Origin of the sequence: Shinella oryzae, assembly GCF_023038235.1 — a bacterium.
GTDB classification, from domain to species: domain Bacteria; phylum Pseudomonadota; class Alphaproteobacteria; order Rhizobiales; family Rhizobiaceae; genus Shinella; species Shinella sumterensis.
In genome coordinates this window covers 902,675-918,566 of sequence record NZ_CP081987.1, presented here as the reverse complement: position 1 = coordinate 918,566, position 15,892 = coordinate 902,675, and the positions used below count along the sequence as shown (strand labels likewise).

The 15,892-nt window shown below is 66.1% G+C and carries 14 protein-coding genes; 5 read left to right on the top strand and 9 right to left on the bottom strand.

The window, feature by feature from the left end:
* The 3 genes from K6301_RS04510 (at position 1) to K6301_RS04500 (ending at position 2,408) form a co-directional block, all read left to right on the top strand.
* The gene (locus K6301_RS04510) at positions 1 to 534 is read left to right on the top strand and encodes a tyrosine phosphatase family protein (RefSeq protein WP_247219559.1); all 534 of its coding nucleotides are present in this window, start codon (positions 1 to 3) and stop codon (positions 532 to 534) included.
* Complete coding sequence (locus K6301_RS04505; protein ID WP_247219558.1) at positions 531 to 1,508, top strand: NUDIX hydrolase; 978 nt, start codon at positions 531 to 533, stop codon at positions 1,506 to 1,508. Before K6301_RS04510 ends, K6301_RS04505 begins: the two co-directional genes overlap by 4 nt.
* A gap of 69 nt (positions 1,509 to 1,577) precedes the next feature.
* Positions 1,578 to 2,408 carry a mechanosensitive ion channel family protein gene (locus K6301_RS04500; protein WP_247219557.1) on the top strand — a complete coding sequence of 277 codons (831 nt, stop codon included), beginning with the start codon at positions 1,578 to 1,580 and terminating at the stop codon, positions 2,406 to 2,408.
* A gap of 96 nt (positions 2,409 to 2,504) precedes the next feature.
* Here the strand turns inward: K6301_RS04500 and K6301_RS04495 are convergent, their stop codons facing one another.
* The 5 genes from K6301_RS04495 to K6301_RS04475 form a co-directional block, all read right to left on the bottom strand.
* Positions 2,505 to 3,026, bottom strand: a complete 522-nt coding sequence (locus tag K6301_RS04495) for a superoxide dismutase family protein (RefSeq protein ID WP_425475369.1) — start codon at positions 3,024 to 3,026, stop codon at positions 2,505 to 2,507.
* Positions 3,027 to 3,093: 67 nt separating this feature from the next.
* Entirely contained in the window at positions 3,094 to 3,999 is a 906-nt protein-coding gene (nadC, locus tag K6301_RS04490) for a carboxylating nicotinate-nucleotide diphosphorylase (RefSeq protein WP_247219556.1), read from the bottom strand.
* A 36-nt stretch (positions 4,000 to 4,035) separates the two neighbouring features.
* Positions 4,036 to 5,634: an L-aspartate oxidase gene (locus K6301_RS04485; RefSeq protein ID WP_247219555.1), complete on the bottom strand. Its 1,599-nt coding sequence runs from the start codon at positions 5,632 to 5,634 to the stop codon at positions 4,036 to 4,038.
* A gap of 196 nt (positions 5,635 to 5,830) precedes the next feature.
* Positions 5,831 to 6,910: a quinolinate synthase NadA gene (gene nadA / locus K6301_RS04480; protein ID WP_247219554.1), complete on the bottom strand. Its 1,080-nt coding sequence runs from the start codon at positions 6,908 to 6,910 to the stop codon at positions 5,831 to 5,833.
* A gap of 167 nt (positions 6,911 to 7,077) precedes the next feature.
* The gene (locus tag K6301_RS04475; RefSeq protein WP_247219553.1) at positions 7,078 to 8,313 is read right to left on the bottom strand and encodes an MFS transporter; all 1,236 of its coding nucleotides are present in this window, start codon (positions 8,311 to 8,313) and stop codon (positions 7,078 to 7,080) included.
* 299 nt (positions 8,314 to 8,612) lie between these two features.
* Here K6301_RS04475 and K6301_RS04470 point away from each other — a divergent pair, with 299 nt between their 5' ends.
* Positions 8,613 to 9,605, top strand: a complete 993-nt coding sequence (locus tag K6301_RS04470; protein WP_247219552.1) for a magnesium transporter CorA family protein — start codon at positions 8,613 to 8,615, stop codon at positions 9,603 to 9,605.
* On the opposite strand, the gene K6301_RS04465 is transcribed toward K6301_RS04470, so the two are convergent.
* The 4 genes from K6301_RS04465 to recO all read right to left on the bottom strand — a co-directional run bounded on the left by K6301_RS04465 (position 9,602) and on the right by recO (position 14,974).
* Complete coding sequence (locus K6301_RS04465) at positions 9,602 to 10,447, bottom strand: MOSC domain-containing protein (RefSeq protein ID WP_247219551.1); 846 nt, start codon at positions 10,445 to 10,447, stop codon at positions 9,602 to 9,604. The two genes, K6301_RS04470 and K6301_RS04465, sit on opposite strands and share 4 nt — an antisense overlap.
* Before the next feature lie 79 nt (positions 10,448 to 10,526).
* The gene (locus K6301_RS04460) at positions 10,527 to 11,180 is read right to left on the bottom strand and encodes an HD domain-containing protein (RefSeq protein ID WP_247219550.1); all 654 of its coding nucleotides are present in this window, start codon (positions 11,178 to 11,180) and stop codon (positions 10,527 to 10,529) included.
* Between the two features lie 36 nt (positions 11,181 to 11,216).
* Entirely contained in the window at positions 11,217 to 14,066 is a 2,850-nt protein-coding gene (locus K6301_RS04455; RefSeq protein WP_247219549.1) for a DUF2339 domain-containing protein, read from the bottom strand.
* A 143-nt stretch (positions 14,067 to 14,209) separates the two neighbouring features.
* On the bottom strand, positions 14,210 to 14,974 hold the full coding sequence (gene recO / locus K6301_RS04450) for a DNA repair protein RecO (RefSeq protein ID WP_247219548.1): 765 nt from the start codon (positions 14,972 to 14,974) through the stop codon (positions 14,210 to 14,212).
* A 204-nt stretch (positions 14,975 to 15,178) separates the two neighbouring features.
* On the opposite strand from recO, the gene K6301_RS04445 reads away from it, so the two are divergent.
* Positions 15,179 to 15,889: a L,D-transpeptidase gene (locus tag K6301_RS04445; RefSeq protein WP_247219547.1), complete on the top strand. Its 711-nt coding sequence runs from the start codon at positions 15,179 to 15,181 to the stop codon at positions 15,887 to 15,889.
* Positions 15,890 to 15,892 lie beyond the last annotated feature (3 nt).

The window sequence follows — 15,892 nt, the reverse complement described above, 5'->3', positions numbered from 1 at the left end:
ATGGGCACCATCATCGTTGCACCGCTCGGCAAGATCGCGGAACTCGCCGTGCGCCACCGCTGCCGCGAGATGCTGAGCCTGATCGCGCCGCAGCAGAACTTTCATCGGCCCGCCGTCATCGCCGGGGACCGCCACATGATCCTCGGCGTCAACGATATCGCCTTTGCCGGCACCGGCAGGCTCGTGGCGCCCGGTGAAGAGCATGTCGACGCCATCATCGGCTTCGCGCGCGCATGGGACCGGCAGGCGCCGCTTCTCGTGCATTGCCAGATGGGCGTCTCCCGCTCTCCGGCCGCCGCCCTCATCGCCGCGCTGGCGGTGGCGCCGGACCAGGACGATCACGACCTTGCGCAGCGCCTGCGCCGCGCCTCCGTCCAGGCAACGCCCAATGCGCGGCTGGTCGAGATCGGCGACCGGATGCTGGGCCGTGGCGGACGGCTGGTCGCCGCCGTCAAGGCGATCGGCCGCGGTGCGGACTATGTCGGCGACAGCCCCTTCTCCTTCTCCGCCATGCCGGAGCCTGTCGCGCCATGAGCGAGACCCGCGCCCGCCCGCCGGTCGAGATCGGCCTCAATGCGGCGGTGGTCGCGATCTCGGGCGGCCGGCCCTCAATTCTTGCCATCAGCGGCGACGGGCCCGACGGCCGCGACGCGCTGCCCTTCGGCCCCTTCGATCCGCGCCAGCACCGCACTTTCGAAACCAGCCTGAGGGCGAGCGTGGAGGCGCAGATCGCGCTGAAGCTCGGCTATATCGAGCAGCTTTATACCTTCGGCGACCGGGGGCGGCAGAAGCTGCCCGATGAGGCCGGCACGCATATGGTGTCCGTCGGTTATCTTGCGCTCACCCGCACCGATGCGGAGGCGACGGAACAGCTGGCCGAAGCCGGTGCGGCCTGGCGCGACTGGTACAGATATCTTCCCTGGGAGGACTGGCGGCAGGGCCGCCCTGCCGTCATCGACCAGATCATCCTGCCCGCGTTGCAAAACTGGGCGGCCGAGCCGCCGCCGGAGGAGCGCGCCGGCGGCGCGCCCTCGCCGCGCACCCGCATGCGCCTCGCCTTCGGCCTCGACGACTTTCCCTGGGACGAGGAGCGCGTGCTGGAACGTTACGAACTGCTCTACGAGGCGGGTCTGGCCGAGGAGGCCGTGACCGACGGTCGCGGCACATCCTGTCTCAGTGCCCCGGGCGTGGCCATGCGCCACGACCATCGCCGCATCCTCGCCACCGCCATGGCGCGCCTGCGCGGCAAGATCAAATACCGCCCTGTCATCTTCGAGTTGATGGCGCCGGAATTCACGCTCACCGAACTCCAGGCGAGCGTCGAGGCGATCTCCGGGCGGCACCTGCACAAGCAGAATTTCCGCCGGCTCGTGGAGGGCGCCGAACTCGTCGAGCCCACCGGCGGCTCCACATCGGCAACGGGCGGGCGGCCGGCCGCGCTCTTCCGCTTCCGCCGCCGCGTTCTGGAAGAACGCCCCGCACCGGGCCTCAAGGTCGGCATGCGCTAGGCGAGCGAACCGGGGAACCTATCGCTTTCCCTGACATTTGGCCCTTCAACATCAAAAGTGGAAGGGCTCATGGAACAACAGGTCAACGAAGCCGTCGTCGCAACGCGTGCCGCACTCACCCAGGCGAGTGCCATGGCCGTGCAATATTCCTTTTCCATCCTCGGCGCGGTCGTGCTGCTCCTGCTCGGCTGGTTCCTGTCGCGCATTCTCCACGGCTGGGCGCTGAATGGACTCAAGCATGTGCGCGGCATCGACACCACGCTGGCGCACTTCTTCGCCAATGCGCTGCGCTACGCCATCCTCATCCTCGTTTTCGTGACGGTGCTGGGCCAGTTCGGCGTGCAGACCGCCTCGATCATCGCGGCCCTTGGCGCCGCGGGCCTGGCCATCGGCCTGGCCTTGCAGGGCACGTTGCAGAACATCGCGGCCGGCATCATGCTTCTGGTGCTGCGGCCGTTCCGGGTCGGCGAATATATCCAGACCAAGGACGTTTCCGGCACGATCACCGAAGTCGGCCTGTTCGCCACCGAAATGAAGACCAGCGACGGGCTCTACCTGCTCGCACCGAACTCCACGCTCTGGAACACCCCCGTCACCAATTTCAGCCGCGAGCGCATCCGCAAGCATGACCTTGAGGTGACGGTGCCCGGCGACCGCAATATCGATGACGAGATGGCGCGCCTGCTGGCTATTGCACAGGAAGACCCGATGATCGAGAGCGTGCCCGCGCCGCAGGTCTTCGTCGATAGCCTGAGCGACAGTGCCGCGACGCTGAAACTTCGTTACTGGGTGTCCACGCCGCAATGGTTCAAGATCACCCGGGACATGAACCGCCGCGTGCGGATCGCCTTCGGCCAGAAGGTGGCCGGGCCGGAGCCGGATGCGGCACCAGCCGGCTGATACCAAAACATTTCCGGCGAATATCCATTCGCCGGAAATGGTCTCTTCGTGTTTTGATATCGTCGATGCCGAAGCGATCTGGCTTCGGCTCGAACGCTAGCGGATCACCGCGCAGGCCAGCCGGTCGCCCGCACCGCCGGCAGGATCGGTGCGGTTGTCATCCGAGCCGGCATGCACGATCAGCGCACGGCCGCGAATGCCGCGCTCCTTGTCGTCGAGACGAACCAGCGTGGAGTAGATTTGGGCGCGCATGACGCCGTCCTCCGCGACATACTGGTTCGGCAGGTCGCCCGCATGCGGACCGTTGGCGGACAGGAACCCATGTTCCTTTTCATCGGGATTGAAATGGCCGCCGGATGCCTTGTGGCCTTCGGCATGGTCATCGCAGTTGCCCGTTTCGTGAACGTGCAGCGCCACCCATTTGCGCGGCTCCAGGCCGGAAACTTCGACTTCGAACAGCACGCCGCCGCTTGCCGCCGTGAGATGGGCGCGGCCGGTCTCCTTGCCGGACTTGTCGACGAAATCCGCCTGGGCGGTGTTGCCGGCCTGCTGGGCGAGCGCGGGCGAAGCCAGCGCCACGGTGCTCGCCGCGGAGGCGAGTGCGAGAATTTTCAACATGATACGTCCTTCCGGTTGGTTGGTCCTGAAACCGGAACGCATCGTGCGTGAGGGTGTTCCGCCGTGCTCAGCCGACGACGACGTCGAGGCCGATGTCGAGCGTCGGCGCCGCCATCGTGATCTTGGACGTCGAGATATAGTCGACGCCGGTCTCGGCGATGGCGCGGATCGTCTTGAGATTGACGTTGCCGGAGGCCTCAAGCTTCACACGGCGCGGATCGGCGGCGTAGGTGGCGTCCGTCAGCCCAGCGCAATCGCGGTTGATCTCGACGGCGCGGTAGAGCAGTTCCGGACCCATATTGTCGAGCAGCACGACGTCGGGCTGGGCCTCCAGCGCTTCCTCCAGCTCCTCCAGCGTGGTCACCTCGACCTCCACCTTGACCAGATGGCCGGCAAAGGCGCGCGCGGCGCGGATGGCGGGAGCGACGCCGCCGGCAACGGCGATGTGGTTGTCCTTGATGAGGATGGCGTCGTCCAGGCCGTAGCGATGCGAGGACCCGCCGCCCATGCGGACCGCATATTTCTCCAGCGCCCGCAGGCCCGGAATGGTCTTGCGCGTGCAGCAGACCCTTGCCGGCGTATGCGCGATCTCCTGCGCGAAATGGCCGGTGTGGGTGGCGACACCGCACAGATGCATGAGGAAATTGAGCGCGACGCGCTCGGCCGAGAGCACGGCGCGCGCCGGGCCCGATACTTTCGCGATCACCGTGCCGGGTGCGAGCCGGTCGCCATCCTTCACGAAGGCCTCGAAGCGGATTTCGGGGTCCATCAGCCGGAATGCCGCGCGCGCCAGGTCGAGCCCCGCGACAATGCCTTCCTCCCGCGCATTGAGCTCCGCCGTCGCCGTCATGTCGGGCGCGATCGTCGCCTGGCTGGTGATATCGCCCGCCCGGCCGAGATCCTCGACAAGCGCCGCACGCACCTGCTCCTCAACCATCAGCGGGGAGAGAACGGGAAGACGGGGCGTGTTCATGGACTTGTCCTGTTCAGATCGTGGATGCGTGGTCGTTCACGCCGCCTTCGTTTCGGAGAGTTCGGCGACGACGCGGTCGGCTTCGGCGAGGGTGAGGAAGGTGCGGTGCTTCCAGGCTGCTTTCTGTTCGGGGAAATCGGAGCGGAAGTGGCCGCCGCGGCTTTCCTCGCGCAGATAGGCGCCGGCCGCGATCAACTTGGCGGTCGTGACGATGTTGTGGAAGCGCATGCGGGTGTTCTCGCGTTCCAGCGTGGCGATCTCGCGGATGGCGGTCATCAGGCCCTCGCGGCTGCGGATCACGCCGACATGGTCGCTCATGAGGCGGCGCAGGCGCTTGAGCGCGGCGCTGTCCTCGATGGTGACGAGGTCGTCGCTCTCGCCGGCATTCTCGCCCCAGTCGTTGAGCTTGGGCTCGGGCAGCATGCCCTTGATGTTCTCGGCGATGCGTGCGGCGAAGACGACGGCTTCGAGCAGCGAATTGGAGGCGAGGCGGTTGGCGCCGTGCACGCCGGTCGAGGTGACCTCGCCGGCCGCCCAGAGGCCGTCGATGGAGGTGCGGCCCTCGGCATCCGTCAGCACGCCGCCCATATGATAGTGCACGGCCGGCACGACGGGAATGGGCCGGGTGACGGGATCGATGCCGGCGGCGATGCAGGACGCGTAGACCGTCGGGAACATGTCCGGGAAATGCGCGCCGACCGCCTTCGTGCAATCGAGGAAGGCGCCGCGGCCGGCCTGGACCTCCGCGAAGACGCCGCGCGAGACGATGTCACGCGGGGCCAGTTCACCATCCTCGTGGATATCGAGCATGAAGCGGTGGCCGGCGGAATTGACGAGATGGGCGCCATCGCCACGCAGGGCCTCGGTGGCGAGCGGTGCCGGATCGCGGCCGATATTGATGGCGGTGGGGTGGAACTGCACGAATTCCGGATCCGCGATGATGGCGCTGGCGCGCGCGGCCATGCCCACACCCTGCCCGCAGGCTTCCCACGGGTTGGTGGTGACGGCGAAGAGATGGCCCACGCCGCCCGAGCACAGCACCACGGCGCGCGCGGGGAAATGCACGCGCCGCTTCGACTGGCCGGCATCCGGCCGTGCGACGACGCCGGAAATGAAGCGGCCCTCGCGCACCAGCTCCTCGACCACGTAGCCTTCCAGCACGCGGATCGACGGAGTGTTGCGCACGGCCGATATCAACGCCTCCATGATGGCCTTGCCGGCCATGTCGCCCTTGACGCGCACGATGCGGCGCTCGGAATGGGCGGCTTCGCGCGACAGCAGAAGCTTGCCTTCAAGGTCGCGATCGAAGGGAACGCCGTATTCGAGCAGATCGTGGATGCGGGCGGGGCCTTCGGAGACCATGAAGCGCGCCATCTTCTCATCGACGATGCCGGCGCCGGCTTCCAGCGTATCGGCCACGTGCTTGTCGAAGGTATCGCCGGGGCTCATGGCCGCAGCGATCCCCCCCTGCGCCCAGGCCGAGGAAGCGCCCTGCCCGATGGGTGCGGCCGCGAGGATCGTGACGGGCCGCGGCGCGAGTTTTAGCGCGCAGAACAGGCCGGCGAGGCCGCCACCGACGATGACGATATCGTCGATACCGTTCCAGGATTGCGGGCGAAAACTTTCGATGGGCATGCCTGTTTCCTCCTGCGAGCATCGAACTGATCTCCCCCCTTGTGGGGGAGATGTCACGAAGTAACAGAGGGGGTGGCGGCCGGCACCGGAGGAGGTTCACCCCCCTCTGCCCTGCCGGGCATCTCCCCCACAAGGGGGGAGATCGAAAGCCGCAACTCTCGCGTCCTGTCCCTTCGCGTCCTTCCGGTCGCGCTTCCTACTGCTTCAAATTCACCATCCGCTCGACGGCGAGGCGGGCGCGGTCGGCGATCGCCGGGTCCACCACGACCTCCTCCGTCATGGTCACCAGGCTGTCGAGGATCTTCGGCAGCGTGATGCGCTTCATGTGCGGACAGAGATTGCACGGCTTGACGAAATCGACGCCGGGCAGTTCGGCCTGGATGTTGGAGGCCATGGAGCATTCGGTGACGAGCAGGACGCGCGAGGGACGGTTGTCCTTCACATAGTTGATCATGCCCGCCGTGGAGCCCGCGAAATCGCAGACGGCGATGACATCAGGGTGGCATTCCGGATGCCCGATGATCTCGATGCCGGGGTGGGCTTCCTTGTAGGACAAGAGCTCCTGCGGGGTGAAGCGCTCGTGCACCTCGCAATGGCCCTTCCAGGTCAGTATCTTCTTGTTCGTCTGCTTGGCGACGTTCATCGCCAGATATTCGTCGGGAATGCAGAGGACGGTGTCGCTCTCCAGGCTTTCGATGACGGCGAGCACGTTGGACGAGGTGCAGCAGATATCCGTCTCCGCCTTCACATCCGCCGAGGTGTTCACATAGGTGACGACGGGCACGCCCGGATAGCGCTCCTTCAGGAGCCGCACATCCGCGCCGGTGATCGAATCCGACAGCGAGCAGCCGGCTTTGGCATCGGGGATGAGAACGGTCTTTTCCGGGTTGAGGAGCTTGGAGGTCTCCGCCATGAAATGCACGCCGCACTGGATGATGATCTCGGCATCGACCTTGGTCGCATCGCGGGCAAGCTGCAGCGAATCGCCGACGATATCGGCGACGCAGTGGAAGATCTCCGGCGTCTGGTAGTTGTGCGCCAGAATGACCGCGCCGCGCTCGCGCTTCAGCCGGTTGATGGCGGCGACATAGGGCGCATAGACCGGCCACTCGAAGGCCGGAATGAACTGCTTGACCTTCTCGTAGAGATGCTCGGTCTCGCGGGCGATTTCAGGCGTGAAGGTGAGGTCGGGTTTTTCAAGGACGCCGAAGCGCTCCGCTGCGGTGAGAGGACGCGGTGCATCGGTTGCCGGCGCATGCTGGGCCAGAACGGTCATTAAACCCTCCTCTTCCACCGCCCTTCGGCGGCGCCGCCATTTTGCTCAAAATGAGCATAATGGCGTTAAAACAAAACCGGCATGGCCGGTGGTTCTGATTTAAAAACTTTTGTGACGGTTTGCAAGGAGCGGCGCCCGAAATCCTCGTGGCGCCGCTTCCGTTTCGTTCAGGCGGCGGCCGGCCGCGCCACGGCTTTTTCCTCGATGGGCCAGTGCACGATGGCGGCGAAGATGCCGAGCACGACGCCGAGCCACCAGACCGGATCATAGGTGCCGAAATGGTCGTAGAGATAGCCGCCCATCCATACACCAAGGAATGAGCCGACCTGGTGCGACAGGAAGACGATGCCGCCCAGCAGGCCGAGATGCTTGGTGCCGAACATGATGGCGACGAGGCCATTGGTCGGCGGCACCGTGGAAAGCCACAGCAGGCCCATCACGATGGCAAAGATGATGACGGAGGCCGGCGACTTGGGCAGCAGGATGAAGGCCGAAACGGCGACCGAGCGGGCGATGTAGATATAGGCGAGGAAATAGGGCTTGGAGTAGCGCTGGCCGATGACGCCGGCGGCCAGCGAACCGATGATGTTGAAGAAGCCGATCAGCGCCAGGCCGATCACCGCATAGCGCGCATCGATGCCGATATCCCCGAGATAGGCCGGGAAATGCGCGGTGATGAAGGCGACCTGGTAGCCGCAGACGAAGAAACCGGAGACGAGCAGCAGATAGGAACGGTGGCCGAGCGCCTCGCGCAGGGCCTCGCCGATCGTCTGCTTGTATTCGCTCGCCGCGGTGATGCCGGACGAGGAGTTGCCGCGCAGCGGAATGGCGATCAGCGGCACGAGCAGCATCAGCATGCCGAGATAAACCAGACTGTCCGACCAGCCATAGGCGCTGATGAGACCCTGCGACAGGGGCGCAAAGAGGAACATGCCGGCGGAGCCTGCCGCCGTACAGATGCCGAAGGCCATGGAGCGCTGCTCGGGCGTGACATTGCGCGCAAAGGCCGACAGCAGGATACCGAACGAGCCGGACCCGACGCCGAGCCCCACCAGCACGCCGCCGCCGATATGCAGCCAGAGCGGCGAGGTGCCGAGCGACATGAGGAACAGGCCGAGCGCATAGACGAGGCCGGAGACAAGCAACACCCGCCAGGTGCCGAACTTGTCGGCGATGGCGCCGAAGAACGGCTGGCTGAGGCCCCAGGCAAGGTTCTGCAAAGCCATGGCGAGGCCGAAGGTCGTGCGGTCCCAGCCGGTATCCTGCAGCATCGGCAGCTGGAAGAAGCCCATGGCCGAGCGCGGGCCGAAGGTGAGTACGGCGATCAGCGAGCCGGCGACGATGATGCCCCAGGGCATCGGGCGGCTGGCGGAGGGTGTCGCAAGGGTGGTTGGGGCGGACATGGCGGTCTCCAGATCGGGTTGCCGAACCTAAGCTTCGCCATCGTTGAACAAAAGCGAATTTAATTGACCGGAAGATCAGCGGCGCTGATGGAACCCGGCCGGCTTTCCCGCCCTTTCGGATCGACTTGACGCGGGGCGATTTTAGGCGCATCTCCACCGCAGGCGTCACAGGACGCCAAACCAAACCGGATAAGACAATGGACCCCGACAGTAGACGATCGAGAGCAGTCGAACGATCTGTCCGGTAGCGGCTTCACGCTTCGCTCCGGGCGGTTCGCCTGCCCTCAAAGGAGTGAAGCATGCTGCAGATTTACGCCCGCAGGGCCGACCGCTTTTGCCTGCGCGAAATTTCCAACCCGGCCATCGAGCAGGCGATCTCGCCCGCCCTCTGGTATGACCTGCTCAGCCCGACGCCCGCGGAAATCAAGGACGTCCAGGAGGCCCTTCACGTTTCCATCCCCACGCGGGAGGAAATGGAGGATATCGAGCTTTCGGCCCGGCTCTATCAGGAGGACGGCGCGTCCTTCATGACCATGACGGCGCTGACCAATCTCGACAGCGACGAACCGGCCAAGACACCGATCACCTTCATTTTGCGGGGACCGACGCTGATCACCGTGCGCCATGCCGATGCAAAGCCCTTCGCCACCTTCTGCACGCGGGCGTTGCGCGGCAACGGCCACAGCTACGAGACCGGCGAGGACGTCATGCTCGGCGTGATCGAAGCGGTGATCGACCGCATGGCGGATGTGCTGGAACGGCTCGGCAACGAGATCGACGGCATTTCGCGCGGCGTGTTCCGCAGCACGAAGGCCTCCTCGCGCAAGAAGACGCGTGACCTGGAGGCGCTGATCGAGCAGCTCGGCCGCAAGGGTGATTTCCTGAGCGGCGTGCGCGAAAGCCTCGTCAGCATCTCGCGGCTCGTCGCCTATCACGCGGCGCTGGAAAGCCCGTCACGCCGGCCCTCCAAGGAGGTTCGCCAGCTGGTGAAGCTCGTGCAGCGCGACGCCACGTCGCTCGGCGACCATGCCGCCTTCCTGTCCGGCAAGATCAACTTCCTGCTGGACGCGACGCTCGGCCTGATCAATCTCGAGCAGAACCAGATCATCAAGATCTTCACCGTCGCCTCGGTGGTCTTCCTGCCGCCGACGCTGGTCGCCTCGGCCTATGGCATGAACTTCGAACTGATGCCGGAACTGCAATGGCACTTCGGCTACCCCTATGCCGTCGGCCTGATGGTCATCTCCGCGCTGATGCCCTACCTCTACTTCAAGCGGCGCGGCTGGGTCTAACCGCGCACCTTCATCGGCCAGCGCTCGGTGCGCGTCTTCGTCACGCGCACCGGGTCGCCGAGGCGGATTTCGCCTTCGTTGCGGGGGACGGCGTTCCAGCCGAACAGGACGCCGGGGACACGCCGGTCGGCGGACATGCGCTTTTCGGCGAGCCCCTGGATCGGGTTTCCGCCGATGCGCTCGCCCGTCGTCTGATCCTGTGTCGTCATGATGCAGCGGGCACAGGGTTTGACGAGGTCGAAGACGACACCGCCCACCTCGATCGTTTCCCAGAGGTCCTCGGCCCAGGACTCGTCGCTCGACACGAGGATATTGGTGCGGAAGCGATCCATGCCGACCGGCTGCTGCCCTTTTTCCGTCAGCGTTGCATTGAGGTCGGCGAGCGATGCGGTCGTCGTGACGAGAACCGGAAACCCGTCGGCAAAGCCGACCGGCGCCGCAGTACCCGCCCATGCCTCGCCTTCCGCGCGACGGGCCAGCGCATCCATGTGCACGAGCTTGACGGGACGGGCGAACCATTCCGAAAGCGCCTCGTTGACAGCGGGATCGGCGACGGCCGCGTTGACGGGCGTATCCCAGATCACGACATCGAGGCGATCCTCCGGCTCGAAGCTCGCGAAGAGCTGGCGGCCGTCCATTTCGAGATGCAGGCTTTCACCGACTGCCGTGGCCTCGACGCGGGCCAGCGCCTGCAATTCGCGCTGGGTGATGAAACGGCCGTCCGGCTCGACGATCATGTAGCGCCGGTCGCCGGCCAGGCCGTCGATGCAGACGGTCGCCGTCTCCAGCGGAATGGCGCGGCCGCTCTTCAGCGGATGGATGTTGAGGCCCTCGACCTGCATGACGGCGATCTTTCCTGAAATATCGATTCAAATCCTTGCCGGATCGATTCAATCCGGCATCACAAAAGCATGTTTTTCCTCAGATTTCATCCAGCATCATGTCGCGGATGACGCGCAGGCGCTGCGTCCTTTCCGCCGCCATACGGCTGCCGGTCGGCGTGCAAAAGCCATCGGCAAGCTTGAAGAGCTTCACCTCGAAATGATCGATGGCGAAGGCCTTGTCGTCGAGCGGGCGATTTTCGGCGAGCGGATCCATGGGATCGTAAAGGCCGCTGCCCATGCGCCCGGCAATGTAGAAGCAGCGCGCCGCGCCCATCATGCCGATGGCATCAAGCCGGTCGGCATCCTGAACGATCTTCGCCTCCAGCGTCTCCGGCGCGATATTGGCGGAGAAGCTGTGCGTGAGAATGGCATGCGCGACGGCGGCGACATCCGCCGCCTGCCAGCCTTCGGCGGAAAGCAGGCGCGAAGCCTTTTCCGCGGCAAGGCGCGAGGCCTGCGCCCGCAGCGGCGAATTCTTCTCCACGGCCACGCAATCATGCAGCAGAACGGCGGCGGCAAGCAGCCGCAGGTCGCCGCCCTCCTCGGCCTGGATGCGGCGGGCGTTCTTCCACACACGGATGAGATGGGCGGCGTCGTGCGAGCCGTCATCGGCGGCGAAGGCCTGCGGCAGCAGGCGTTCGGCAAGGTCTCCGAGCGGCGAGAATGCGGCGGCAAGACAGGCGAAGGACATGGAGCGATCCCGGAATGGTGCCCCTTCCCTAGCCCGTCACGCTTCGGCGTTCAATTCCGCCGCATCCTCCGTCCCGGATTTTCGCGACAGGATCTTCTGGTAGAACAGGCCGATGCCGATCAGCACCGCGCCGAGCCCGATGAAGGAAAGCGCCCGCAGGATGCCTTCGAGGTTCGACATATCGACGAGGAAGACCTTTACCACGGAAATCAGCACGAGGCCGGCGGAGGCAAGGCGGATGCTGCGGGAATCGAATTTCGAGCCGATCGCCAGAAGCATGACGCCGAGCAGCAGCCAGACGACGGAATAGGCATAGGTCTCCGGCTGGAGGAAACCCTTCCAGTCGGCAATGCCCTCGCCGTGCCAGTAGCGGCGAACCGAGAGCGTCACCCAGGCGAAGGCGAGCGCCACGGCCGTGAGCGCCAGCATGATGACATAGGGCAACGGCCGGCGGTGGCGCGCATAGAGCGCCAGACCGCCATAGGCGAGGCCGGGCAGCAGGTAACCGACCAGCAGCAGGTCGAGCACCGGCCATTTGCCGAGCAGTTCCCCGGTGAAATAGGGGTTGAGGCCGATGAAATGCGCGCTCAGCACCGACAGGACGGAAAGCACGCCGACCACCATCGAGCCATAGCGGAAGACCGGGCTTGGCGACTTGAGGTCGAGCGACATCATGACTGCCGAGGCGCCGATGATCAGCAGCGTATAGGTCGCCTGTTCGCCGAGCGTCGGCACGGCGCTGTCGAGCACGCCGCCGTTCATGCCGTGGCGCACGAGGATCGCTGCCGTCAACAGCACGAAAAGGCTGGCGAGCGCCTGCAGGAGATTGCGGATGCGTTCACCCGGCCAGCGGCGCAGTTCGAAGGCGGAGAGCGCGAGCAGTGCGGCGGGAATGCCGTAACCGGCGAGAAGCTGGTTGAACACCGGCGTCTTCGACAGATTGGCCGCGCCGACAATGGTCGGCTCCCAGGCAATGCGGCCTGCAACGAGCATCGCCGCGGCCGCCATCAGCCAGGGCAGGACCGGCCAGCGGCGCAGGCGCGTGGCAAAGACCGCGATCGTGCCGAGCACGGCGATGCCGAGCGTGGTCGCCAGGCCGTCGGTCAGAGCGTGCAGCGCAAGGACGAGGAAGGCGAAGCCGCCGGCGACGAAGGCCCATTGCGTGACGTCGGCGCCGTCCTGCGCCTCGCTTTCGCGGGAGAACATCTCCGCGGCCGCGAAGAAGACGAGGCCGAGAACGATGGCGAGAAGACCGTGTTTGGGATCGAAGGAGAGATTGCCGAGCGTCAGGAAGCTGACGGCAAGGATCGCAAAGGGCACGGCCGGCGCCAATATGCTCCAGATCGCGGCGAAGGCACGCTCGCCCCTGCCCTGCAGGCGCACCGCGACGAGACCGACCGCGGCATAGGCGACCGCCAGGACGAGCAGCAGATTGACCGGCACCATGCCGAGGACGGAAACAGGCTGCGCACCATCCAGCGTCGGCGGTTCGATCAGCGTGAACGGATCGATCAGGCCGCCCGGCAGCGCGGTCATCTTCATGACGCCGCCGACGGCAGCGATGGCCGACAGCAGCGCCGGATAGATCGCCCAGCCGCGCAGCGTGCCGAGAACGGCCAGCGCCAGCACGATGGCCGCGAAGGCGTATTCGCCATGCGCAATCGCCGGCACCTTGCTGGCCAGCACGAGCGCCGGGAAGGCCATGGCGAGCGCGCCGGTCAGGGAAACGGCAAGCAGCGGCGGAGCGAACAGGCGGTCGAGCGCGGTCGACGGCGACGCCGGTGGTGTCGGTGTCGCGGACGTCGCGGCAGGACGCGGAACGTCTTCCGCCGTCACGCTGCCCGGCCAGAGCAGGCCGTGGCCGAGCGCCAGCAGCAGCATCGTCAGAAGCACGGGAATGACATCGACATAGCTCGCCTGCGTCAGATAGAGCAGTGTCCACATCAGCATGCCGGCATTGGCAAGCGCCGGCACCGCCTGCCAGCGGCGGATGCGCGCGGCGGCGAAGGTGGCGAGCCACGCGATGCCGAGAAAGCCGAACAGGCCCCAGGCGCTCGGATTTTCCGTGGAGACCAGAGCCGGCGTCAGCATGGAGGCGAGCAGGCCGAGACCCGCCAGCGCCTGCCCGTGCAGCAGCGACAGGCCGATCGTGCCGAAGGAAACGACCGCCAGCAACACGAAGGCCGTCAGCGGGCCGAAATAGCCGTAGACCGCGTAGGAGACATAGGTGACGGCAAAGAGCGTCAGCGCACCGGCGGCCGTCAGCACGCCGGGGATCATGGCGTTCTGGAAGGCGTTGGCGATGAGCGGCTGGGTGCGGCGGCGCACGAACTCGCCGACGGCGATCAGCAGCAGACCGAAGACGGCGGCGAGCGACAGGCGCACCGCGGGGCTGAGCAGCCCGGCCTCGATGGAGTATTTCACCATGAAGATGCCGCCAAGCGCCAGCGCGACGCCGCCGACCCAGACGGCCCAGCGCGCGCCGATGCGGCTTTCGAAGCTTTCGCGCGGCTTGGCCGGGGTCGCGACAGGCGTGGCGGCCGGAGCCGCGGAAACATCCGGCGCCGTCTCGCTTGCCGCGACGGTTTCCGGCGCTTCTTCGGCCGGCGCGCCGCCGAAGATGGCGCGGCCCTTTTCAAGCTCGCCGGTCGTTCCTGCCCATGGGCCTTCGAACGTTTTCTGTTCGGGCTCGTCCGCGGCATCCGCCGTCGCGACATCGTCGGCCTTCCCCGCCTCGGCCGCCGCCACGGGACCTGCCGCCTTCAGCGCCTCTACCTCGCGCCGGAGGCGCAGCACCTCTTCGCTGATCTTCTGCGCACTGGTGCGGGATGCGTTGAGGGTATAGAGCGCCAGACCGAACGCGACGAGGGTAAGGATTTCCAGCATTACAACTCCAGGACGGCCAGGTTCGGGCGGCAGACTACCCGTTTTTCTTCAAACGCCAAACAGGGTTACGTTTCAGGCGCGCGATCTCTTCACAGGATTGGATTGGCGATTTCGGCTTGAGCGATCAGCGCCATGCGCAACGGTCACGTGCCGGCTTCCCCGGCCCGCATCTCTTCCGCCGTCCCCAGCGCCTTCAGCGCTGCCTGCACGAAGCCGTCGCGGGCGTTGGCGAGGGTCAGGCCGCGGGGCTCGCAGACGTAGCGGTTGAGGAAAAAGGCCGTGAGCCGGAAGCCATCGGAAAGGGCGGCGGCATCGGCGGCGTGGCGGCTTTCATCACCCAGGAACGCCGGCAGCGCCAGCATCCTGTCTGCCCAGGGCCCGCCGGCGGCACGCGAGACCGCGCGGCCCGATTTGGGCGAGACGTAGCAGAGGTCCTCGCGCGAGCCGGTGGCGGCGCATTCCAGGAGATCGAGGCCGAAGCCGAGGTCGTTGAGGACGGCGAGCTCGAAGCGAATGAGAAGCTCGCCCGCGGCAGAGGGCTCGTGCAGGTGATCGAGGATGACGGTCAGCGCCTCGTAGAGATGGGGATGCGGATCGCGCTCCGGCAGGAAGCGCAGGAGTGCGGCCATGGCCTGCACGCCGTAGACGGCGGTCGCCGTTTCCATCAGCCGGGCCGCGCGCTGTTCCACAGGCTCGATGCGGAATTCGCCGAGATGCTCATCGAGCCGCGCGCGCCAGGTGACATCGACGGAGTTTCCTGGCTGGAGCACCGGCTGCATGGTCCGCGAGCGGCCGCCGCGCACCATGCCGAGATGCCGGCCGCGGCCACGCGTCATGACCTCGACGATAACGGACGTTTCGCCATGGCGCCGAACGCCCAGAACGATGGCCTCATCACTCCACTGCATGGCCAAGCCTTACGCCTTCGGCCCCGTCGCTGCAAGGCGGGTGGGTGGTCCCCGTGCGGCGGAACGCCGCGTGGCGTGGAGGCCACACCCAAGCCCTTGCCACAGTTTCGCTTTCTTCTCGCCCTGCCCTCGCCCGCTTTGCCCCCGAAAGACCACCCGAAGGCTCAAAAGCCTCATTTCACTGACATGACAGGTGCCGTTTTCATGCGTTTGCTTCGCTCCATCGCCCTCTTCGTTCTCGCCTCGACGCTCGCCGGCTGCGCCACGACGGTCATGGAGGTGAGGCAGAAGGGCCCGGATCCGATGCATGTGGCGATGTACGGGCCGCATCCCGACGAGCGCTTCCCGCTGCCGGCGATGGACATCAGCAAGGTCAACCCGAAATACTTCCGCCAGCAGGTGGCCTACCAGACGATGGAGCCGCCGGGCACCATCGTGGTCGATACGCAGGAGCGCTTCCTCTATCTCGTGCAGGGCGACGGCATGGCGATGCGCTACGGCATCGGCGTCGGCAAGGCGGGGTTGGAATTCGAGGGCGCGGCGCGCATCGGCCGCAAGGCGGAATGGCCGCGCTGGACGCCCACCCAGAACATGATCGCGCGCGAACCCGAGCGGAACCTGAAATGGGCGGACGGCATGGAGCCGGGCCTTACCAATCCGCTCGGACCCCGCGCGCTCTATCTCTACAAGGACGGCAAGGATACGCTCTTCCGCATCCACGGCACATCCGAGCCGTGGTCGATCGGCAAGGCGGTCTCCAGCGGCTGCATCCGGCTGTTCAACCAGGACATCATCGACCTCTATGGCCGCGTTCCCACCGGCAGCCGCGTCGTGGTGCTGCAACACCATACGCCGGTCGAGGAGCCCGGCCCGATGGCCGCCTCCGACGGCCTGGTGCCGCCGGCCGCTATCTGACGC